This is a genomic window from Streptomyces sp. NPDC103540, from assembly GCF_055584445.1.
This window is the reverse complement of sequence record NZ_JBVJMA010000009.1, coordinates 136135-156969: the sequence shown is the minus strand read 5'-3', so window position 1 is coordinate 156969 and position 20835 is coordinate 136135. Positions and strand designations below refer to the sequence as shown.

The 20835-nt window shown below is 73.9% G+C and carries 20 protein-coding genes; 6 read left to right on the top strand and 14 right to left on the bottom strand.

From position 1 onward, the window contains the following. Positions 1 to 105: 105 nt before the first annotated feature. Both ACZ6ZI_RS22740 and ACZ6ZI_RS22735 read right to left on the bottom strand, forming a co-directional pair. Entirely contained in the window at positions 106 to 522 is a 417-nt protein-coding gene (locus ACZ6ZI_RS22740; protein WP_469523681.1) for a hypothetical protein, read from the bottom strand. Between the two features lie 240 nt (positions 523 to 762). After that, positions 763 to 1560, bottom strand: coding sequence for a hypothetical protein (locus ACZ6ZI_RS22735; protein ID WP_469523678.1), 798 nt, complete (start codon positions 1558 to 1560; stop codon positions 763 to 765). A 418-nt stretch (positions 1561 to 1978) separates the two neighbouring features. On the opposite strand from ACZ6ZI_RS22735, the gene ACZ6ZI_RS22730 reads away from it, so the two are divergent. Next, positions 1979 to 2659, top strand: coding sequence for a hypothetical protein (locus tag ACZ6ZI_RS22730; protein WP_469523676.1), 681 nt, complete (start codon positions 1979 to 1981; stop codon positions 2657 to 2659). A 73-nt stretch (positions 2660 to 2732) separates the two neighbouring features. Here the strand turns inward: ACZ6ZI_RS22730 and ACZ6ZI_RS22725 are convergent, their stop codons facing one another. Continuing rightward, a complete protein-coding gene (locus ACZ6ZI_RS22725) occupies positions 2733 to 3902 on the bottom strand; it encodes a nuclear transport factor 2 family protein (RefSeq protein WP_469523674.1) in 1170 nt (389 codons plus the stop codon). A 95-nt stretch (positions 3903 to 3997) separates the two neighbouring features. Here ACZ6ZI_RS22725 and ACZ6ZI_RS22720 point away from each other — a divergent pair, with 95 nt between their 5' ends. Beyond that, a complete protein-coding gene (locus ACZ6ZI_RS22720; protein ID WP_469523673.1) occupies positions 3998 to 4915 on the top strand; it encodes a LysR family transcriptional regulator in 918 nt (305 codons plus the stop codon). Positions 4916 to 4935: 20 nt separating this feature from the next. On the opposite strand, the gene ACZ6ZI_RS22715 is transcribed toward ACZ6ZI_RS22720, so the two are convergent. From ACZ6ZI_RS22715 to ACZ6ZI_RS22705, 3 genes are all read right to left on the bottom strand, one after another. Beyond that, positions 4936 to 6165: a cation:proton antiporter gene (locus ACZ6ZI_RS22715; RefSeq protein WP_469523671.1), complete on the bottom strand. Its 1230-nt coding sequence runs from the start codon at positions 6163 to 6165 to the stop codon at positions 4936 to 4938. Between the two features lie 686 nt (positions 6166 to 6851). Next, positions 6852 to 8099 carry a cation:proton antiporter gene (locus tag ACZ6ZI_RS22710; protein ID WP_469523669.1) on the bottom strand — a complete coding sequence of 416 codons (1248 nt, stop codon included), beginning with the start codon at positions 8097 to 8099 and terminating at the stop codon, positions 6852 to 6854. A gap of 6 nt (positions 8100 to 8105) precedes the next feature. Beyond that, entirely contained in the window at positions 8106 to 8576 is a 471-nt protein-coding gene (locus ACZ6ZI_RS22705; protein WP_469523668.1) for a cation:proton antiporter regulatory subunit, read from the bottom strand. A gap of 352 nt (positions 8577 to 8928) precedes the next feature. On the opposite strand from ACZ6ZI_RS22705, the gene ACZ6ZI_RS22700 reads away from it, so the two are divergent. Next, positions 8929 to 9159: a hypothetical protein gene (locus ACZ6ZI_RS22700; protein ID WP_469523666.1), complete on the top strand. Its 231-nt coding sequence runs from the start codon at positions 8929 to 8931 to the stop codon at positions 9157 to 9159. Further along, positions 9156 to 9290, top strand: coding sequence for a hypothetical protein (locus ACZ6ZI_RS22695; protein WP_469523665.1), 135 nt, complete (start codon positions 9156 to 9158; stop codon positions 9288 to 9290). Before ACZ6ZI_RS22700 ends, ACZ6ZI_RS22695 begins: the two co-directional genes overlap by 4 nt. A 66-nt stretch (positions 9291 to 9356) precedes the next feature. On the opposite strand, the gene ACZ6ZI_RS22690 is transcribed toward ACZ6ZI_RS22695, so the two are convergent. The 6 genes from ACZ6ZI_RS22690 to ACZ6ZI_RS22665 form a co-directional block, all read right to left on the bottom strand. Continuing rightward, entirely contained in the window at positions 9357 to 9719 is a 363-nt protein-coding gene (locus tag ACZ6ZI_RS22690) for an STAS domain-containing protein (protein WP_469523663.1), read from the bottom strand. A gap of 80 nt (positions 9720 to 9799) precedes the next feature. Further along, the gene (locus tag ACZ6ZI_RS22685; protein WP_363055924.1) at positions 9800 to 10258 is read right to left on the bottom strand and encodes a response regulator; all 459 of its coding nucleotides are present in this window, start codon (positions 10256 to 10258) and stop codon (positions 9800 to 9802) included. Continuing rightward, entirely contained in the window at positions 10255 to 11805 is a 1551-nt protein-coding gene (locus ACZ6ZI_RS22680; protein ID WP_469524009.1) for a sensor histidine kinase, read from the bottom strand. The genes ACZ6ZI_RS22685 and ACZ6ZI_RS22680 overlap by 4 nt, the downstream gene beginning before the upstream one ends. 116 nt (positions 11806 to 11921) lie before the next feature. After that, the gene (locus ACZ6ZI_RS22675) at positions 11922 to 13214 is read right to left on the bottom strand and encodes a PP2C family protein-serine/threonine phosphatase (protein ID WP_469523661.1); all 1293 of its coding nucleotides are present in this window, start codon (positions 13212 to 13214) and stop codon (positions 11922 to 11924) included. Between the two features lie 160 nt (positions 13215 to 13374). Next, a complete protein-coding gene (locus ACZ6ZI_RS22670; RefSeq protein WP_469523659.1) occupies positions 13375 to 13950 on the bottom strand; it encodes a MarR family winged helix-turn-helix transcriptional regulator in 576 nt (191 codons plus the stop codon). A 104-nt stretch (positions 13951 to 14054) separates the two neighbouring features. After that, complete coding sequence (locus tag ACZ6ZI_RS22665) at positions 14055 to 15260, bottom strand: PP2C family protein-serine/threonine phosphatase (RefSeq protein WP_469523657.1); 1206 nt, start codon at positions 15258 to 15260, stop codon at positions 14055 to 14057. A gap of 100 nt (positions 15261 to 15360) precedes the next feature. Between ACZ6ZI_RS22665 and ACZ6ZI_RS22660 the strand changes: the two genes are divergently transcribed. Further along, positions 15361 to 15876, top strand: a complete 516-nt coding sequence (locus ACZ6ZI_RS22660) for a MarR family winged helix-turn-helix transcriptional regulator (protein WP_469523655.1) — start codon at positions 15361 to 15363, stop codon at positions 15874 to 15876. 10 nt (positions 15877 to 15886) lie between these two features. On the opposite strand, the gene ACZ6ZI_RS22655 is transcribed toward ACZ6ZI_RS22660, so the two are convergent. Further along, positions 15887 to 16726, bottom strand: coding sequence for a phosphatase PAP2 family protein (locus tag ACZ6ZI_RS22655; protein ID WP_469523654.1), 840 nt, complete (start codon positions 16724 to 16726; stop codon positions 15887 to 15889). 193 nt (positions 16727 to 16919) lie between these two features. After that, the gene (locus ACZ6ZI_RS22650) at positions 16920 to 17696 is read right to left on the bottom strand and encodes a hypothetical protein (protein WP_469523653.1); all 777 of its coding nucleotides are present in this window, start codon (positions 17694 to 17696) and stop codon (positions 16920 to 16922) included. Between the two features lie 237 nt (positions 17697 to 17933). Between ACZ6ZI_RS22650 and ACZ6ZI_RS22645 the strand changes: the two genes are divergently transcribed. After that, positions 17934 to 20771, top strand: coding sequence for a hypothetical protein (locus tag ACZ6ZI_RS22645; RefSeq protein ID WP_469523652.1), 2838 nt, complete (start codon positions 17934 to 17936; stop codon positions 20769 to 20771). The last annotated feature ends 64 nt before the right edge of the window (positions 20772 to 20835 follow it).

The following is a 20835-nucleotide window of genomic DNA, read 5'->3' as shown; positions in this document are numbered from 1 at the left end:
GACGGCCCCCGTGAGCGGTGTCGCTCGCGAGGGCCGGTGAACGAGCCGGAGCCGGAGGAGTCCCGATCGGGGGAAGAGGGGACTCCTCGCGGTCGGCCTCGGTGATCAGCCGTTGAGGGGGAGGTCGTAGCGGTTCCACGCGGACCAGTTGCCGTCGTGGTCGCGGTTGCGGCCCCAGTACTCCGCCTTCTCGTCGTAGTAGAACAGCCGGAAGCTCCAGGGGTCGCTGGTGTCGTAGTCGTAGACGTACGCCTGGCTCGACGCCCTTCCGCCCATGGACATCCACTTCGACCAGTCGCCGTCGGAGTCCGTCCAACGGGTCCACACCGCACGGTCGGTGCCGATGACGAACTCCTGCTTCGTGTCGTCGGGGAGCCTGTGCTTGGTCACCCCGTACTCGCAGAAGTAGACGCCGCCTCCACGCGAGCAGTAGCCGCTCGCCTCGGCGGGCGTGGCCACCACCGCGACACTCGCCAGGGCGGCGGCCGCGACCGCGACCGCCTGGATCTTTCGGACCGACAAGAATCTTCTCCTTCGTGCGACCGGCCTCGCGGGCACGGACGTGGTGCCGGCGGCGGGCTTCTCGGCCCGTCGCCGTTCTTCGTTCCCGGACCACCGTGGGGGTGGGGCCGGGGCGCCGCGGGGCGGCGGTGGGGTGATCCGCCGGTGCGGTGCGGCATCCCCGCGGCAGTCACAGTCGATCACGGTGGTCGGGTCCGGCCCAGGAAGTTCCACCCGCAAAAATGCGGTCGCCGTTTTTTGCTACTTCGGGACGGCCAGTACGGGCAGGGTGGTCGCGTTGTTGCCGGGGTTCGGGTCGCCCTCGGCGGTGATGGTGGCGTGGATGGCGCCGGGGCCCGAGCGGGCGATGGTGGCGAGCACCGGGATCTGGTTCTTCGTGCCCTTGGGGAGACTCCCGCCGGTACACGTGTAACCCGTGGCGCCGCCGCTGCACTGGAAGCCGTTGAAGGTGCCCGAGTCCGGGGGACGCCGTACGGTCACGGAGCCGCTCGTCTGGACGGTGATGGTCACGCCCTTCGCGTCGGCGCCCGCGTTCGAGTAGGAGACCCAGTAGTTGCGGTTCGTACCGGCCGGTGGGTTCTCCTCGCCCGTCACGCTGCCGATGGCCACGTCGGAAGGGGCGTTGGCCGAGCCGGCGGCCTCCGAACAGATCTCGTTCGACGTATAGGTGGCCCCGAAGCTCCCGAAGGCCCCTTCACCGCCCTCGGTCCCGGTCTGGAGCACGGCGCAGTAGGGGACACCCGCCCGGAGGCCGGCGTTGACCGTTCTCACCACGGTCCTGTTCACACTGGGTACCTCGTTCGCCACGCGGATCTTCCGGGTCTCCCCGGGAACGCCGTTCGGGCGAAGGATCAGCGTCGTGTACACGTCGTCCGGGTGGGAGTCGCGGAACGTCACCGTGACGTCCGGAGCGTCCAGCACCACGCTCACCAGGGTCGTCGCCGAGGCCGGCACGGAAAGGCCGACGGCCAGGGCGCACGCCGTCCCGGCGACCACCGCCGTCCGGTACGTCCAGCGCAGGCGTGTTCTGCCGGTCATGGGAAGCCCCGTTCTCGATCGGTTGGGGTCACTTCCATGCTCCGCCCGCTTCCGGGCCCCGGCAATTCCCCGCCGCGGGAGCCCGCCCTCACCGCATTCGGGTCGACGTGGGGGAGGGGTCGGGCCGGGGGCGCGCTGGACGGGCCGGCTCCCATGGCGACGGGTACCCTCGGAGAGGAGCCCCGCGGTGCGGGGCCACCACAGGCCGCCATGACGGCCCGTCAGCATCTCACCCCATCCGCGACGTTCGCGGAAAGCCGGCGTCGAGCGCTGACCCCGACCGGCCGGTACGCCGGCCGTTCCCCTCTTGCCGCGACACGTCTCGCGTCACCCGCCATGGCGAGCCGGATACCTTCCGTATACACCCATGCAGCACTCTGCCATGGAGGGAAGCATGAATCGTCAACGTCGTTGTGCATTGATCGTCCCACTCCTGGCTTCCGCGGTCGCCCTTCCGCCGACGATGGGCGCCCAGGCGGCTCCTTCGGCCGTGCAGGTCCCCGCCGCCCCGGCGTGCCGGTTGATACCGCTGGGCGGCTCCACTACCAACGTCAACGTGGAGCTCACCGGCTTCCGGTCGAACCAGAAGGTCACCATCACCCGAATCGGCGGCAGGACATCCGAAACGCGGGTCGACGGAAGCGGCAACCTCCTCGCGAAGAACCTGCGGGACGGCACTTACAAGGTCAGGCCGGTCGATGGTGGTCGCGGTTCCACCATCTCCTGCACGGACGCCCCCGCCCCCGTGACCGTCAACATCACCGATGCCGACGTGGTCGCGACGAAACCGGACACGCCCACGGTCCCCTGCAACCAGGCGACTCCCGTCACGTTCGAGGGAACGCTCTCGGGTACGGGAACCGGTGACATCAAGGTCGTGTGGTTCAGCCCCGACACGGGCAAGCGGTCGGAGCCCGTGGTGAAGTTCACCGGACCCAGTTCCAAGACCCAATTCGTCGTCAACGCCCCCGCCCGCGGGAACCCGGCAGAACCACGGCCCAAGGTGCAGGCCCAACTCACCGTGCCCCGGCAGGGATCGGAGCAGGGCGTGGCGTCGGCGGTGTTCACGGTGACGCTGGTGTGCGCACCCGGCACCTGAGGCCGAACGGCTCCGACAACTCGTCAGAAGGGATGGAGTGACACGTGTGGCCGGCGCCCGATCGGGCGCCGGCTCACGGGCGGTCGTGGCGGTGGTAGGCCTTGTTCGTTATCCGCCAGGCACCCTTCACGCACGTCAGGAGGAAGACGTCGGTGAAGGTGTCCGGCCCGTGCACGAGCGTCATCGTCGCCGTGGCGACGCTGTGGCGCACATCGAGGCTCTCGACGCGGCGCGAGCGCGTCGGCTCGTCCGGCGCCGGTCGGCCGGCGAAGAGGGCGCAGTACTCCTCCACGTCCAAGGAGACGAACGCGCCGTCGCGGATCCCCTCGATGCGGGCGGTGGGGAGGAACGCGTCGCGGAAATGGGCGGGCTCGCCGGTGGCGTGCCCGCGCACGTACGCGCGAAGCGGCGCGAGTACCGCCTCCGGGGCGGCCGGGACCGTGGCGGCGACGGCGATGTCCGCCCCCGCGAAGGCGGGCGAGGCATCCGGCAGGGCGGCGCCACCGCGCAGCGGAGCGGAGGAGGCGCCGCCGAGCAGGGCCATGTCCTTGGCCAGTGCGCGGATCGTGAACTCGGCCGGGGAATCCCGCGGCCCGCCGTCCAGGAAGCGCCGCTTGCGGGCCACCAGGGCTCCCAGCGTGCCGAGTTCGAGGACGTCGAGCACCCCTTCCCGGGGCAGGCCGAGGGCGTCCGCCTGACGCAGGGTGTCGCGGAGGGCGAGGACGCCGCCCGCCAGGCTGTGGTTGGCGATCAGTTTCAAGGCGGCCGCGGTCGGGGGGTCCACGACGGGGCGCACGGCGCCGAGGACGTCCAGGACCGGCCGGGCCCGTTCGAGCGCGGCCGGCCGCGCCGCCGCGAGGATCCGCAGAGCGCCGGACTCGGCTGCCGGTACGGAGCCGAGCAGCGGGGCGTGGACGTAGGACGGGCCGACGAGGCGCGCCAGCTCCGCCGCCTCGTCGGGGGAGATCGTGCCGGTGTTCACCACGAGCGTGTCGGGGCCCAGCGAGGCGCGGACCTCGTCGAGGACCTGCCGGCAGGCGGGGCCGTCGAACAGGGCCAGGAGGACGAGGTCTCTGCCCGCGACCGCCCCGTTCGGATCGGCCGCGCGGCCGAGGTCGCTCACCTGCCGGCCCGAGCGCGTCCACCCGGTGACCTCGAAGCCGTGCCCGGCCAGACGGGTCGCCATCGCGGCGCCCATGCGCCCCAACCCGAGGACAGCGATCTTGTGCGGTGTGGAAGTCATGGGAACCAGCCTGCGGCCCCCTCCACCCATGCGACAAGCGAAGGTCTGGCACACCAGCCATGCGCGAAACGCATGCCTGCCGGCATACTGGCGCCATGGACCTGACGGTGTGGCGCACCTTCGTGACCGTGTGCCGACTCGGCTCCCTGTCGGCGGCCGCGGCCGAGCTGAACCACACCCAGTCGGCCATCTCGCGCCAGATGGCCGGGCTGGAACGACAACTCGGCGCGAAGCTGCTGGAGCGCCGCGCCCGGGGCGTGTGCCCGACGGCGGTCGGCGCGGTGTTCCGGCGTCACGCGGCGGCGACGCTCGACGAGGCCGACCGCGCCGTGCGCTCCGTACGCGAGGCCGAGAACGGCGCGCACGGCCGGCCGTTGAACGTCGGCGCGACGCCCTCCCTCGCCGCGGGCGTCGTCCCGGAGGCCCTGCGCAGGCTGTTGGAGGAGACCGGGCCCCGCCCCTGGAGCCTGTCGCCGGGTCTGACCGGGGCCCTTCACGAACGCGTGCTCGCCGGCCGGCTGGACGTGGCCGCCGTGACCGACGCGCCCCCGGGGCTCCCCGACGACCCGCGCGTCGAACGGCGCTTCCTCGGGCTGGACGAGATGGTCGTCGTCCTGCCCGTCGGACACCCGCGGGCGGGCCACGGCCCGGTGCGCGTCGAGACCCTGGCCGACGAGACCTGGGTGGAGGACAACGACGGCTCGGCGGCCCTCCTGCGCCGCCACGCGGCCCGCGCCGGATTCAGCCCCCGGATCGACCTCGGGGCCGCCGACCTGCCCGGCAAGCTGGCCCTGGTCGCGACGGGTCACGCCATCGCGCTGATCCCCGGGGTGCTCAGGCGCGCGCTGCGGGCGGACGTCACGACGACGGCGCTCGTCGACCCCCCTGCCCGCGGCGTCTACGCGATCACCCCCCGCCGCGACCCCCACCCCGACGCGTCCGCGCTGATCGACCGGCTCGCCGAGGCCTGCGCCGGCTCCGACCCCCGCGCGGACACCGCGGGAGCGCACTGACCCCGGCGCCCGCGCGGGATTCACACGTCGGCGGAAACCGCCGGTGAGCGGCTGCCGGAGGGGCCGTCGCCGGCGGGCGAGGGGTCGGGGACCGGGCGAAGGAGACCTGCCAGACGCTTGGCCACGTGCTCGGTGTACCGGGCGGTGAGCGGGCCGACGAGGACCAGGATGAGGACGTAGGCGGTGGCCAGCGGTCCGATGCGGGGCTCGGCGGCGACGGCCAGGCCGGCGACGACGACGGAGAACTCGCCGCGGGCGACGAGGGTTCCGCCCGCGCGCGGGCGCCCGCCGCCCTCGATGCCGGCGCGGCGGGCGGCGTACCAACCGGTGGCGATCTTCGTGAGGGTCGTGACGGCTGCCAGCAGGAGGGCGGGGAGCAGGACCGGGGGGATGGCGGCCGGATCGGTGGACAGGCCGAAGAAGACGAAGAAGACGGCGGCGAACAGGTCCCGCAGCGGCGTCAGCGCACCGCGGGCCCCCTCGGCGACCTCGCCGGACACGGCGATCCCGACGAGGAAGGCGCCCACCGCGGCGGAGACGTGGAGTCCCTGGGCGATCCCGGCGACCAGGAGGGTCAGGCCCAGGACGACCAGCAGGAGCATCTCGGCGCTGTCGGAGGAGACGGCCCGGCTGATCACGCGCCCGTGGCGCAGCGCCAGGTAGAGGACGGCGCCGACGGTGCCCAGGGAGACGAGCAGGGTCAGCGCGCCGCCGGCCGGGCCGGCCCCGGCGAGCAGTGCCGTGAGGATCGGGAGGTAGAGGGCCATGGCGAGGTCCTCGATGACCAGGACGCCCAGGACGACGGGGGTCTCCCTGTTGCCGAGCCGGCGGAGGTCGCACAGGACCTTGGCGATGACTCCGGAGGAGGACACCCAGGTGACTCCGGCGAGCGCGACCGCCGCGACCGGACCCCAGCCCAGGAGCAGCGCGGCGATCGCGCCGGGCACGGCGTTGAGGGCGAAATCGACGGCGCCCGAAGGGTATTGGGTCCGGAGGCTGGTGACGAGTTCGGAGGAGGAGTACTCCAGCCCCAGCAGCAGGAGCAGCAGGATGACGCCGATCTCGGCGCCGGTCGCGATGAACTCCTCACTGGCGCGGAGCGGAAGGAAACCGCCGTGGCCGAAGGCCAGGCCGGCCAGGAGGTAGAGGGGGATGGGGGAGAGGCCCACGCGGCCGGCCAGGCGTCCGAGCAGGCCCAGGGCGAGGATGATGGCTCCGAGTTCGATCAGCATGGCGGTCGTGTGGTGCACGGGCGTCGGTCCTCCGGTTCGAGTCGGTGACGGCGTCAGTGCCTTGGCGGCCGCTCCGGGCAGGCAGGGGCCACTGCCGGGTGCGGGGCGCGGAGGGTGCGGAACGCGGTACGGGGCGCGGAGGGTGCGGGGTCGACTGCCGGATCCCGCGCGTGGACGGCAGGCCGACGTCACGTCGCGATCGGCGGTCTCGGGCGGCTGTCGTGAGGTGGGGGCGCGGGGACGCCGCGAAGCGGAGTGTGGGGACGGTGCTCTCGGGGGATCCGCGCGCTTGCCCGGACGGGCTAGGTCAGGCGCGGGAACGGGCCGCCGGCGCTATCGGGCACGCTGCCGCGAGCGGCGTTGTCGATCCGAGCCGCCCTGGTGGGACGAGCGGGCACCCCGCGGGGGCCCGACGGGCGGGGAAGGGATGTGGCGCGGATGCCGCGGTCCATGTCGTCCCCCTCGTGGCCGTTGCCGGCAGATCTGACGAACCGACGCGCCGAAGAAACGAGCGCCCCACCGCTCAATCGAGCTGAAGTGACTGGAAGGGAGTTTAGCGTACGACAATCGGTAAATGACGCCCAGTCATGCAAATTTCCGACATGAGGAAACCCGGAATCCGCGTCGGGGTCGGGAGACGGCCGGGGTCGACCGGGGCGGCAGCCGGGACTGCCCGCTGCCGCCCGCCGCCCCGGCCGTCTCGCTCACGACCGGCCGACCGGATCCTGCGCCTGCTCCTCGATGGCCTCCGGAGCGGCCGACCGGGACGCCGCCGCCGTGGCCGGCCTGGGCGGGGTGCGACGGCGGCCGACCCACGCCGCGACGGGCTCGGTGTAGCGGGCGGTGAGCGGCCCGATCACCACGAGGATCAACACGTACGCGGTCGCGAGCGGACCCATCGCGGGTTCGATGCCGGCGCTGACGGCGAGACCGGCGATGACGATGGAGAACTCGCCGCGGGCCACCAGCGTCCCCCCGGCCCGCCAGCGCCCCTTGACCCCCACGCCGGCCCGCTTCGCGGCCCAGTAGCCGGTCGCGATCTTCGTACCCGCGGTGACCAGGGCGAGGGCGAGCGCGGGCAGCAGGACGGGCGGGATGCTCGCGGGGTCGGTGTGCAGCCCGAAGAAGACGAAGAACACCGCCGCGAACAGGTCCCGCAGCGGGCTGAGCAGGGTGTGGGTGCCCTCGGCGACCTCGCCGGACAGGGCGATCCCGACGAGGAACGCGCCGACCGCGGCGGACACCTGGAGCTGCTGGGCGACGCCGGCCACCAGCAGGGTCAGACCGAGCACCACCAGGAGGAGCTTCTCGGGATCGTCGCTGGAGACGAAGCGGGAGATGTGGCGCCCGTAGCGCACCGCGACGAACAACACCGCCCCGGCGACCCCGAGGGCGATGGCCAGGGTCGCGCTGCCCGCCGCCAGGCTCACCCCGGCGAGGAGGGCGGTGATGATCGGCAGGTACACCGCCATCGCCAGGTCCTCGAGGACCAGGATCGACAGGATGACCGGGGTCTCGCGGTTGCCGACACGACCGAGGTCGCCCATCACCTTGGCGATGACTCCGGAGGAGGAGATCCAGGTGACGCCCGCGAGGACGACGGCGGCGACCGGACCCCACCCCATGAGGAAGGCCGCGACCGCACCCGGCACGGCGTTGAGGGTGAAGTCGACCAGGCCGGCCGGGTACTGGGTCTTCAGGTTGGAGACCAGGTCACTGGCCGTGTACTCCAGGCCCAGCATCAGCAGGAGCAGGATGACGCCGATCTCGGCGCCGATCGCCACGAACTCCTCGCTCGCCGGCAGCGGGAGGATGCCGCCGGTCCCGAAGGCGAGTCCGGCCAGCAGGTACAGGGGGATGGGGGAGAACTTCAGCCGTCCGGCGACCCGGCCGAGCAGACCCAGGCCGAGGATGATCGCACCGAACTCGATCAGGAACAGGGCGGAATGCACGGGCGGTCACTCCCGTCCGAGTATCGCCGCGGCGGCGTCGACGCCCTCGCGGGTGCCGATCACGATGAGGGTGTCCCCTCCCGCGAGGCGGAAGTCGGGCGCGGGCGAGGGCCGGGCCTCCGCACGGCGCAGTACGGCCACGATCGACACCCCCGTCTCGGTCCGCATCCGCGTCTCACCCAACACCCTCCCGTTCCAGTACGAGTGAGCCGACAGCGCGATCCGCTCGGCCACCAGCCCCAGGTCGGTGGTGTGCAGGAGGTTCGGGCTGTGGTGGGCCGGCATCAGCGCGTCGATCAGCGAGGTGGCCTCCGCCGCGGAAAGGCGCAGCGACCGCTCGGCGGCGTCGGGCTCGTCGGGACGGTAGAGGTTCACCGTCCGCGTCCCGTCCCGGTGCGCGATCACCGACAGGTGGCGGTGCTCGCGGGTGGTGAGGTCGTACCGGACCCCGATTCCGGGCAGTGGTGTCGTGCTCATCCGTGGAGCAGGCACGGCTGTCCCCCTCGTGTTCGCTGGCGTACGTGGAGCCGCCACGGCGCACCGTCGATCTCGGCAGGAGCTCGGGCAGGAGAAGGCCGCGCGGCGGGGCCCATCGTGCCACTTTTCCCGTGGCCGAAATATGGGTGCCGGCACGGATGGACCGACCCCCGGCACCAACGTGAGGATGGGGCGGGGGAGTAGGCCCCGTCGCGCCCCACGAGGGTCGGGGACGGGAGACCGTGGGCCGCCGCCCGACCGTCACCGCCATCACGAAGGCCGCCGCGACAGCCGTGCGCGTGCCCGCGTACGACGGCGTCGGCCCCAGAGCTTCGACCCGGGGGAGGAACCCGTGCACCACGACGACGAGCCGGTCGCCGAAGGAGGTTCGCGTCGCTCGTTCGCGTCGCTCGCGGCGTGGTGGACGGCCCTCACCCTCGTACTCGCACTGGTGAGCGCGGTCGTGGGAGCACCCGTGACCCTGGTGGGCTGTGCAGGCTCCGCCGCGCTCCTGATCGCCCTCGGCGAGGCGGCGCACGCGATCGGGCGGCGCCTGCGGCACGGAGAGCGGAGCACCGGGTGACGCCCGCCGACCCGCCGCCCGCGCCGATGGTCGTCTGCGGCGACGACGCGCTCGCCGTACGACTGGCGGGTGAACCGCACGGCATCTACCGTCGGCCCGTCACGTTGTCGGACCCGCCCCCGACCCCGTGAGCCCCGCCCCGCGGGATCCGTCACGCTCCGCCTCCGGGGTCGAGCGGCCCGCCCGGAGCCCGCCGCTCAGCGCCGCCGGGGCGGGACGATCATGGTGGTGCCCTCGGCGACGCTGGGCGCGGTGGCGAAGACGAGGTCGGCGCCGGTGAGTTCCAGGACCCGCGCCAACCGGGCCGGCACCACTCCGGCGAGGACCACCGTGCGGTCCAGCGTGGGCTGGAGCATGATGCTGAGCGCGGTCGAGTCCGCGAAGGTGACCCCGGTGACGTCCAGGACGAACCGGCTGACGCCGGGAGCCGTGGGGTCCATCGCGGCCCGCAGGGCGGCCACGCCGTCCATGTCGAACTCGCCCGTCATCACGACGACGCGCACGTCCCCGTCCGTCCGGGCCTCGACGCGCCCGCGCCCCCCGCTGCTGTGCGTGTCCATGCTGCTCGCTTTCGTCTCTGCGGCCTTCGCGCTCGGCCCTTCGGATCCTTCCGCCCCACGGCCGGCCCCGGCCGGCCCGCTCACCGGCTGCGGGGGAGCTTGACCACGGTGACGAAGAAGTCGTCGATCTGCTGGATCGCCCGGATGAACTGGTCGAGGTCCACCGGCTTCGTCACGTAGGCGTTGGCGTGCAGCTTGTAGCTGCGCAGGATGTCCTCCTCGGCGGCCGAGGTCGTGAGCACGACCACCGGGATGTGGTTCAGGTCCGGATCGGTCTTGATCCGTTCCAGGACCTGCCGGCCGTCGTACTTGGGGAGGTTCAGGTCGAGGAGGATCAGGTCGGGGCGCGGCGCGTTCGCGTGCTCGCCGCGCCGGTACAGGAAGTCCAGGGCCTCCAGGCCGTCCCGTACGACGTGCAGCACGTTGCCGATCTTGTTGTCCTCGAAGGCCTCCCGGGTCATCAGCTCGTCGCCCGCGTCGTCCTCGACCAGCAGGACTTCGGCGGGGGTGGCCTGGGGCCGGTCGGTGAACGCGCTCATCGGGGGAGTCCTTCGGTGGGTGCGGGCAGGGGGCGCGCGACGTCGCCGTCGGACGCGGGGGTCTCGGTGGCGGCCGCGACCACGGGCAGGGTGAAGAGGATCCGGGTGCCTTCCCGGTGCTCGGTGTCGATCCGGATGTGTCCGCCGGCGTGCTCGACGATCTTCTTGCAGAGCGAGAGGCCGATGCCGGTGCCGCCGTAGGTCTCGCGTGCGTGGAGCCGCTGGAAGATGACGAAGACCTTCTCGGCGAACTCGGCCGGTACGCCGATCCCGTTGTCGGTGACGCTGAAGGTGTGGAAGCCCGGGTCCGCCGCGGGATCGTCGACCACGGCCACCTCGACGCGCGGAGGGCGGTCGGGCGAGCGGAACTTGACGGCGTTGCCCACCAGGTTCTGCCACAGCATCGTCAGGAGCGTCGGGTCGCCCACCACCTCCGGGAGCCGTTCGGGACGGACGATCTCCGCGCCGCTCTCCTCCACGGAGGCTGCAAGGTTGCGCACCGCCCGGTCCAGGGCGCCGTCCAGCGCGACCGTCTCGCGCGCGTCCTGGACGCGTCCCACCCGGGAGAAGGTCAGCAGGTCGTTGATCAGGACCTGCATCCGCTTGGCGCCGTCCACGGCGAAGCCGATGTACTGCGTTCCGCGCTCGTCCAGCCGGTCCCCGTAGCGCTTCTCCAGCAGCTGGCAGAAGGAGGCCACCTTGCGCAGCGGCTCCTGTAGATCGTGCGAGGCCACGTACGCGAACTGCTCCAGTTCGGCGTTGGAGCGGCGCAGTTCCGCCGCCTGGGCGTCGAGCGCCACGGCCGTGCGGTCGAGCCGCTCGGCGTTGCGTCGCGAGGCGTTCAGCTCGGCCACGGTCCGGTGCCGCATGGCCTCCACCGCCCGGGCCAGGGAGCGCAGCTCGGAGGGGCCGCACAGGGGGATCTCCTCCTCGAAGGCACCGTCCGCGACGCGCCGCGAGGCGGTCCGCACCCTGGCGAGCGGCCGCAGCACCCCCACGTGGAGCAGCACGGCCAGGGCGGTGCCGGTCAGCAGGAAGGCCACGACGATGGCGAGCAGGATGTGGTCGCGCTGCGAACGGGCCTCGCCGAAGGTCGTGCGGGCCTCGGCCTGGACGCGGTCCAGACGCTCCTGCTGCGCTGCGATCCGCCCGCGCACCTCGTCGAAGCGGGCCTTGCCCGTCTGGAGGGAGGGCGGGGGGCCGCCGCTCTCCACGGAGGCGATGGCGGGGGCCGCGAACTCCTCGCGCCAGGTGCGGGCGGCCTCCTGCACGGCGGCGAGGTCCTCGCGTACGTCCTCGTCGTCGAGGACCGTCGCCAGTCGCCGGGCGGCCTCGGCCTCGTTGGTCAGACCGCGTTCGTAGGGTTCCAGGAGCGCGGGTTCGTCGGCCAGCAGGTAGCCGCGGATGCCGGTCTCCTGGTCCAGCAGGGCGGTCTCCAGTCGCAGGGCGTCGCGCTGGGCGGGCAGGATCCCGTCGACGAGCCGGTTCCCGGCGGTGGTGGTGTGGGACAGCAGGGTGGCGCCGAGCGCCGCCGTGCCGACCACCATCAGGGCCAGGGTGACCAGCACGGTGGTGAGCCAGACCCGCAGGCTCGCGCCGTGGCGTTCGGGCACCTTTCCGGGGGGCGTCGCGGCGGGCGTCGCGGGGGGCTGTGCGGGGGAGGTCACGTGGGGGAGTTCCATTCGAGGTGGAGGACGGCGACGTCGTCGGCCAGGCCGCCCCAGTCCGCCGCGAGGCCCTGGGCCGTCTGGATCACGGTGTCGACGAACGGTTCCGCGGGCAGGTCGACGTGTCGACGGGCGATGTCCAGGAGGCCGGCCTCGTCGAGGCGCTCCGAGCCGGGCCCGACGCGTCCCTCGATCAGGCCGTCCGTGAAGAGCATCACCGCGCCCCCGGGCCGCACCTCGACCTCGGCGACGGGCCAGCCGCCGCCCCAGCCGGGCAGGATGCCGAGCGCCGGGCCGCCGGGGACGGTGCGCAACTCCACGCCCGTCGCGGAGCGGACCAGGAATCCGGGGTGGCCCGCGCGCTGGACGGAGACGGCGTCGGTGCCGGCGGGGCGGGTGAGGGAGACCAGGGTGGCGAAGATCTCGGGGCCGGATCGTTCCGCCAGCAGGATCCGCTCCAGCAGCCGGAGCAGTTCGGCGTCGCGGGCGCCCGCCATCACGAAGGACCGCCAGGCCACGCGCAGGCACACCCCGAGCGCGGCCTCGCTGGGGCCGTGGCCCGACACGTCGCCGACGACGGCGTGGGTGGCCCCGTCGGGGGTCTGGACGACGTCGTAGAAGTCCCCGCCCAGCAGGGTCTGCGCGCGTCCGGGGTGGTAGCGGGCGCAGACGGTGACGGTGTCCGCGACGCCGTCGAGCAGGAGCGGCGTGGGGAGCAGGCCGCGTTCCAGACGCGCGTTCTCCTCGGCGCGCAGCCTGCTCGCCTGGAGGGCGACGGCCGCCAGCTCGGTGCGCTTGCGCTGGATCGCGTAGCGGATGGCCCGCATGAAGACGTCGGCCTCCAGACGCCCCTTGACCAGGTAGTCCTGCGCTCCCGCCGCGACGGCGGCCAGGCCCGACCGCTCCTCCGACAGGCCCGTCAGGACGACGACCGCGGCCTCGGCGCACAGGGCGAGGACCTGCCCCAGCCCGTCCAGGCCCCGGGTGTCGGGCAGGTGCAGGTCCAGCAGGACGCAGTCGGGTGCCTCGGCCTCCAGGAGGTCGACGGCCTCGGCGAGGGAGCCGGCCCGACCGAGGCGGACCTTGATCCCGCTGTCCTCCACGAGTTCCTCGACGAGGACGGCGTCGCCCTCGTCGTCCTCGATGAGCAGGACGTAGGGAGGTACGCCGTTCCACAGGGCCAGCAGGTCCTCCGGTTTGCCGGAGGACGCCCGACGGGGTGGGGGTGGTGGTTGGCGCGGTGCGTCGACCGGGGGCTGTGGGCCCCCGAGCTCGGAAATGCTCGCCATGGCGTCGCGTCTGTCCCTTCTCGTTCCGGACGGCGGACGCCCGACGGCCGCGTGGTCGCGAGGAGCAAGCCTAGAGTGATCATTTGCCGTAAGGCAATATTTTACAACCTCAATGATCCTGGTGTGACCGGAAGAGGACGGAACCGGCCGGCGCCGACCGTCAGGCGCTGTCCGGGAACCGGGCCGACGACGTGCCGGACGACGTGTCCGGCCCCGACGACGGCTCCGGCCCCGACGAGGGCCCCGGCGGCGGGGCGGAGGCGTCGGCAGGAGGGTCGCCGACGGCCGAGGACCCCGCGGCGGCCTCCCGGAACGCCGCCAGACCCTCCACGAGCATGGCCACGGCCTCGGGCGCCATGCGCTCCAGCACCGCCGACAGCTCGCGCGTGCGGACCGCCCGCCGCTCGTCCATCAACGCCCGCCCCCGGGGCGTGAGCCGCACCTCCACCTCGCGCCGTCGCGAGGGATGCGGCGAGCGGATCAGCAGCCCCATCGCCTCCAGCCGGTCACAGAGCCGGGTGACCGACGACGGCCCGGAGCCGAGCACCGCGCCCAGGGCCCGCAGGTTGACCCCCTCGGCGCCCTCGACGGCGAGCAGCAGGCGCAGCTGCGACGGCGACACGGCGGGCGCCACCTCGTCCGCCCCCCTGGCATGCAGCAGCGCGAGGAGCTCCGCCGCGGCGGCCAGGGCCGCGGCCGGCTCCTCGTACGCGCCGGAGCGGTCGAAACGGGGCACGCCTCCACTGTGCCACCGACCGGCACGCCCGACCGACCCCGCCGCCCGACCCGCCCCGCCGCCCGGACCGTGTCCCCCGGAGCGCGCCGGGCCCGAGGGACGCCCTACACCGCACCCCCCGAGCCGGGCCGGCCGTGCCAGTCGAGGCAGACCACCATCGCGTCGTCGACGGCGTCCACGCCGCCCCGGTACCCCGACAGCTCCGCCAGCAAGGCCCGCGGCACCTGCGAGGGCGGCAACAACCGCGTACCCAGGATGGTCCGGGCCAGGGCGTGCAGACCGTACGCCTCCCCGGCCGGGGAGGCGACGCCGTAGACCCCGTCGCTCAGGAAGAACAACCGGTCCCCGGGCAGGACCCGGAAGCGCTGGCAGGTATAGACAGTGTCCTCGAACATGCCCAGCGGCAACTGCGCCTCCAACGCGATCGGCTCCACCGTGCTCCCGCGCAGCCGCCAGATCCGCGGCGACCCCGCGTCGATGACCTCGACCTCGCCGCTGTCCAGGTCGAAGCGCAGCAGCAGCATCGCCAGGTGCAGCTCCCCCCGGTACTGCCCGTGCAGGGCCTGGTCCGCCAGGGCCGCCTGATCGGCCAGACCGAGCCCGGCGCGCCGGGCGTTGCGCAGGGCACTGACGGCGAGGTTGGTCAACAAGGCCGCGTCGATGCCCTCACCCATGCCGTTGTTGACGGTCAGCGTCAGGTGATCCGCGGACGCCGACCAGTCGAAGCTGTCGCCGAAGATGGCGTACGCGGGTTCCAGTTGCGCCCCGAGGTCGTACTCGGGACGGGAGCAGGCGCGCCCCGGGAGCAGCTGCCACTGCATCTCGGCGGCCAGCGTGAGCCTCCTGGCCCGGCGCGCCTGGAGGAAGAAGTCGGTGTCGCGGTCCGCGACGAGGATCTCGTGCGCCAGGGCGTCGGCCACGTCCCGCAGCGACCCGAGGAGCCCTTCGACCGCGACCCCGGCATCGAAGCGCACGCTCAGGACCCCGAGCCGGTCCCCGCGGACCGTCACCGGCACGTGTACGACGGTCCCCCCGCCCCCCGGCACCACGTGCGGCTCCTGCGACCCGAAGGCCCGGCCCTCGGCGCTGTTGTACGCCGACACCGAATCGGCGGTGAAGGGCCGCTCCGTCACAGGCTGGAGCCGCGCCGAGGCGTAGTCCGCCATCAGGAGCTCGGCGCCGGCGGCCCCGTACTCGCGGGTCAGGACGGCCCGGACCTCCTCGAACAACCCGTGCGGGGCCGCACCGCGCAGCGCGCGCTCGACGGCCCCGCCTCCCCTGACACCCTCGCCACCCACGACTCCAGCCACCGGCCCCGTACCCGTCTCTCTCGCAACTGCCAAAATGGGGAACGACGAAGCCGCCGGCCCGCCGGGGGAGGCTGCGCGTACGTTCGGTAGGGAGTGTCACATGGGTCAGCGGTCGATCGGCTCCCCGCAGCCTCCAGCGGCCGTGTCGGCGGCGTCGGCGGTGGCGCGGACGAGCGAGCTGATCGAGCTGCTGGAGGTGGTCTGGGAGCGCGGTCGGGACACGGCCAGCGCCCCACCGGTGTCCTCGACGCAGGCGCGGGTGCTCTTCCTCGTCGAGGCGAACGGCTGCCTGAACCTGCGGGAACTCGGCGGCCTGTTGGAGGCGGCGCCGCCGTCCGTCACCCGCCTCTGCGACCGACTGGAGGCCGTGGGGTTCCTCGAACGGCACCCGGGGGCCGACGACCGCCGCGAGGTACTGCTGCGCCTGACCGCCGCGGGCCGGCTCTACCTCGAACGACTGCGTGAGCGCAGGCAGGAGGTGCTGGCCGAGGCGATGTCTGCGATGCCGGAAGCCTCCAGAGCGGCCCTGGCCACGGGGCTCGCCGACTTCTGCGCGGCGGTCGCGAAGCCGCTGCGGCTGCCGTCCCCGAAGTCCTCCACCGCCCGCACGGCCTGACCGCGCCGGCTCAGGAGTCAGGCCCGGACGATCCCGTGCGGCGGGAGCCCGTGCCCACGGGGGCCTCCGGGTCGGACCCGGTCGCGATCTCCGGCTCCAGACCGTCGCCCACCGCGGTGCGCGGACGTCCGCTGTCGCCGCGCCAGGCCTCGAAGGCGAGGGTCGTGGCCGTGACCACGGCGAGGCCGAGCAACCAGCCACCGGCCACGTCACTCACCCAGTGGACCCCCAGCGCGACCCGTGTGTAACCGACCCCCAGCACCGCCGTCGCCGCGAGGACCCACGGCACCGCGCGCAAGCGGCGGGGGACCAGCGGGAGCAGCACCAGCAGGAGCACGGCGCACGTGGTCATGGCCGTCATGGCGTGGCCGGAGGGGAAGGAGAAACCGGGGGCGTGGGACACGGGCTCCGGCAGGTGCGGACGGGCACGCTCCGTCACGTTCTTCACCAGGAACCCGATCAGCGCCCCCGACACCGAGGTGACACCCGCCCAGGCCGCGAGCCGCCACGCCCGCCGCGAGAGCAGCCACACCACCAGGGCGGCCACCAGGAGGCGCAGGGTGACCGGATCCCACACCACGCTCGTGAAGAACTCCAGCACGCCCACCAGGGAGGGATGTTCCAGGGCGGCGTCGTGCAGTCGCCGCGCCACCTCCCGGTCGAGCCGGTACAGCGGCGCCCACCGGGATTCCACGAGGACGAAGACCAGGGCGAACGGCACCGCGGCCACGGCGGTGGCCGCCACCGCCCCCACCAGCCTGCGACCGAACGCCGCGTCGGGCCCGGAGTGCCGGGCGAGGAACGCGCGTACCGCGGCGCGACGTCGGGGACGGGAGGTGCGCTGTGCCATGGGGCGGGCCTGCCTTTCGAGGGCGCTGGTCGGTGCGGCGACGGCCGGCGGAAGCAGGACCGCGTACGACGCCTCACCACCACCGGCGCCTACCCCCACCGGGCCGCCCCAGCCCCCGCACGCGGCACGGCACGCCGCTCGGCGCACCGGCCCGGCGCGCGCAGGCCCGTCAGGCCATCGATCCCTCGGGCCGTCAGTCCGACGAGGATCCCGGAATGTGGGAGCCCACGTGGTTCACGGGCGCGATGAGCAGCCACAACAGCGCCGCGCCCACCGACAGCGCGCTCCAGACGGTGTGGAGGCCGGCGAGCCACGGCGCCGTGAGCAGGAACGGTACGGCGTACCGGCGCAGGCGGCGCAGCGCCCCGCGGACCGTCCAGCACTCCTCCTCGGAGTCCACCAGGCCGAAGGCCAGTCCGCCGATGACGCCGCCCATGATCGCGGTCAACAGCAGGGCGAAGCCGGTGGCGCCCCAACGGGACAGCTCGCGCAGGCCCTGGTCGTCGGCCGAACTCGCCAGGGCGGCGACCAACGCGCCGAGCGGGAAGCACAACGAGACCAGGTGCAGCAGCCGCGCCCAGTCCCACAGCCGGTCCGCAGGCCCGCCCAGGGCGTCCGGGAGCAGCCCGGTCGCCTCCGGCGGGCCACTGCCCGCGTCGGTGACCACCCCGGCCCGCACCCAGCGGGCGGCCCGGTCGAGGACCGTCACCCACAGCGCCCCGAGGCCCAGCGCGACCCCGCCCACGCCGAGCGCCCACCGCTGCCCACCCGCGCCGGGGTCCCGCCACAGCAGCAGCACCGCGAGGTGCCCGAGCAGCACGGCCCCGCCCGCGAGCAGCCGGGCACCCGCCAGGAAGCGCCGCGCGGTCCGTTCGGCGCGTTCCCCGTCGGCGTGCCACCGCCGCACCTCGTGCACCCGTACCGCCCTGCCCCGCTCCCGTACCCGCCCGCGCACCCGCATCCCCGCCATGTTCCGCCCCCGCCCTTGACGACCACGTGCGTCGCAGCCTAGGTCCGCCGCGATCATGGTGCGCTGCGCCGGGTCGTCGACCGGGACACGGCCCGGCCACGAAGGCGCCACGGGTACGGCCACGGCCACGGCCGGGCGGGCCCTCACCGCCCCGACGGAAGGGCCGGCCGCGCGGATCGACCCCACCCCAAGAGTCGATCCGAGCTCCGGCCCGCCGGGTGGGTAGCGTGGCCTGATATGAGCACGCCAGAAGTACAAGAGTTCGACAGAGCCTTCCTCCTCCTCTTCGCGCACGCCGGACACGGCGCCGCGGCCCTGGTCGCCTCGGCGCTCACACCGGAGGAACGGGCGGCCATCCTGCGGCGGAACGGGTACACCCCACCCCAGGGCCTGCGAGACTGGCAGGCCGAGCACGACGCGGGCCGCGACGAGGCCGGGGAGACGGAGCCGGCCGAGCCCACCGAGGCCGTCGAGAGGCAGTGGCTCGCCCCACGCGCCGGGGACTTCGCGCGCGGCACCTGGACGTCCTGTCCGCTCCCCGAGGTCCGAAGGCGGTTCCGGACCCGGCTCGGCGACGACGAACAGGCCTGGCACAGCGCGTTCGAACTGCTCGCGTACGGCTTCGAGGGCGACATGCCGGCCCTGCTCGACGCCGCCGCCCGCCACGAGAGCGCCGGCAGGGCCTCGGACCGCCCCATCGACCCGAGCACGCCGGTGTCCTGGATGGTCCCCCTCGCCCCCGAGCACGTGCGACGCCCCCTGCTCCGGCGTCTGGCGGAGGGAGCCCTGCGCGGGTTCCCCTTCGGAGACATCCCCGGATCACCCCTCGCGCAGGCCTTGGTCGACACCCGTGACCGCGCGATCTGGCAGCGGCTCCTCGGGTCCTCGCACGCGCGGTACGGGAGCCAGGACGGCAAGGACGCGGCGTTCGAACGCCTCTTCCTGACCCAGGACGACCCGGAGATCAACGAATGGCTGCTCACCGGCCTCGACGGCGGGCGGCCCCACGACACCCCCCGACCGGCCCCCGCCACCCGACTCGCCCTGCTGGAAGGCCGCCCGTTCGCAGCCGGCTCCGCCGACCCGCTGCCGCGCACCCCGGCCGTCCACGCCCTGATCGACGGTGCCCCGACCCCCGTCCCCTGGGACCCGGACCTCCTGCGGATCTGCTACGACTCCCGCGAACCGGGCCTCGCGGCCAGAGCCCTGCTCGCCTCCCTCTTCAGCGACACCGAACTGCTGACCCCCTACCAGCAGTTGGTCGCGGCCATCCGACTGTGGGGCTCGGGCCGCCCCGACGAGCCGCGCAGGCTCCTCGAACGCGCCTCCGAAGCCCCCGGCGTCCGCGACCCGCGCGTCCGCGAGGCGTTCGAGGCGGCCCGGACCCGAGGTTCCGTGCGACCCCTGTACGACGCCGCGTCGGCGCTCCGGGAGGACGGCGACGCCCATCTGAACGAGGCGCTCCACGTCTGGGGCCTGCGCCTGCCGGCGCGCGTGGACTCGGACGCGCTCGACCAGTACCGCCAGGCCGAACTCGCCGCCGCGAGCCGAGCCGTCACCGGCGACCGCTGGTACCGGGTGGACTGGGACCTCGTCCGCCGCCGCCTCGCCGCCCCCGAGGCACGACACCGCGCTCGGGAGACCCGCGAACGCCACAGGGTCCTCCTCGCCCGCGCGGACTGCCCGCCCGACGTTGTGGAAGCCCTCGGGCACCCCCGACTCGAAGGCCTCGACCTGCTGCGGCGGTACGCCGACCGGGCCACCGCCGTCACCACGCTGACCCGTACCAACGTCGGCGTCCCGATGTCCCAGTGGAACTGCGCCGAGACGCTCGTCTCCGCGGCCCGCCCCGAGCCCGGGTGGGAGCCGGCCCTGACCCCCGATGACGTCCTGCGCCACGCGCACCCCGTAGGCGGCCTCCTCCACGCCGTCCCCGAGGACGCGATCGCCCGCGCCGTCGCCGACTTCCTGACACGGGAGGCGATCGACACACCGGCGGCCGAGGCGCGGCTGTGGCTCGCGCTGCGCCGCCTCACCCCGTACTTCGCGGGCCCCCTACCCCGACTGCTGCGGACCGCCGCCCGGCTCGCCGAGGGCGGCAGTCCGCTCGACGTGGTGCCCGCCTCCGACTTCCTCGTGGGCCCGGGCCCGCAGGAGGCCGCCGATCTGGTCCGCGACCGGCTGGGAGCCGCCCCCGGCCCCTGGGTGCGTGCCGTGGGCCTGTTGGCGGCCGGTTTCGACGGCACCCTTCCCGAACTGCTCGTCGCGGCACACGCGGAGCCGCCCGCCGGGCCGACCCCCGCCCGGCTCCTCCAGGGTGCCGCGGCCGCTCTCCTCGCGCTCGCCCCCGCGGGGTCGGCCGACGCCGTGGTGGGCCGCCTCGACGTGCCGACCTGCCTGGTCCTCGTACGCACCACCCGCGACCCCGCCACACTGCGCGCCCTCGTCCGCCGCGGGGACGGGCTGCTGTGGGACGCGCTGCTGGACCGGTCCCGGGTGCCCCTGCCGTCCGACCCGCCGTACCCGTGGCCGTACGGAGAACTGCGGGACGAAGTCCTGATCCCGGAGCTGCTCGCCCAGGACGACCCCTGGCTCAACGCCCGTCTGGTGCGCGAGGAGTTCGTCTGGTTCCACGAGGACGCCGCCGCGCGCATCGACGCCGTGCTCGCGGGTCGCCCCTTCGGGGCGGCGGAGCATCCCGTACCGGTGCTCCCCGAGCTGTACGCCGAGTTCGCCGACTGGACGCCCGCCGGCGGCACCGAACTACCGCGATGGACCCGGAACCCCGACCTCCACACCTCACCCGAGCCCGTCCTCGCGATGCAGGCCATGATGACGTTGCGCCGCCCCAACCGTGTCGATCCGCCGATGACCCAGCTGGACGTCCGACAGAGCCTGCTGGCCGCGTCGACGATCGCCCGCGCGGGACGCTTCGACCTGCTGGAGTACGTCGTCGAGCACTGGGACCTCCGCTACCCGTACGGGGAACACCGGGACGTCCGCGACCTGTTCGCCCGCGCCGCCCGCCTGCGATCGACGGACGAGCTGGACGCGGCGCTGTCCCCGCCCGGCTGAGAACGGACCGGTGCCGGACGGCCGGGGGCGACGACCGTCCGCGCACCGCGTGCGCGCGTTCCTC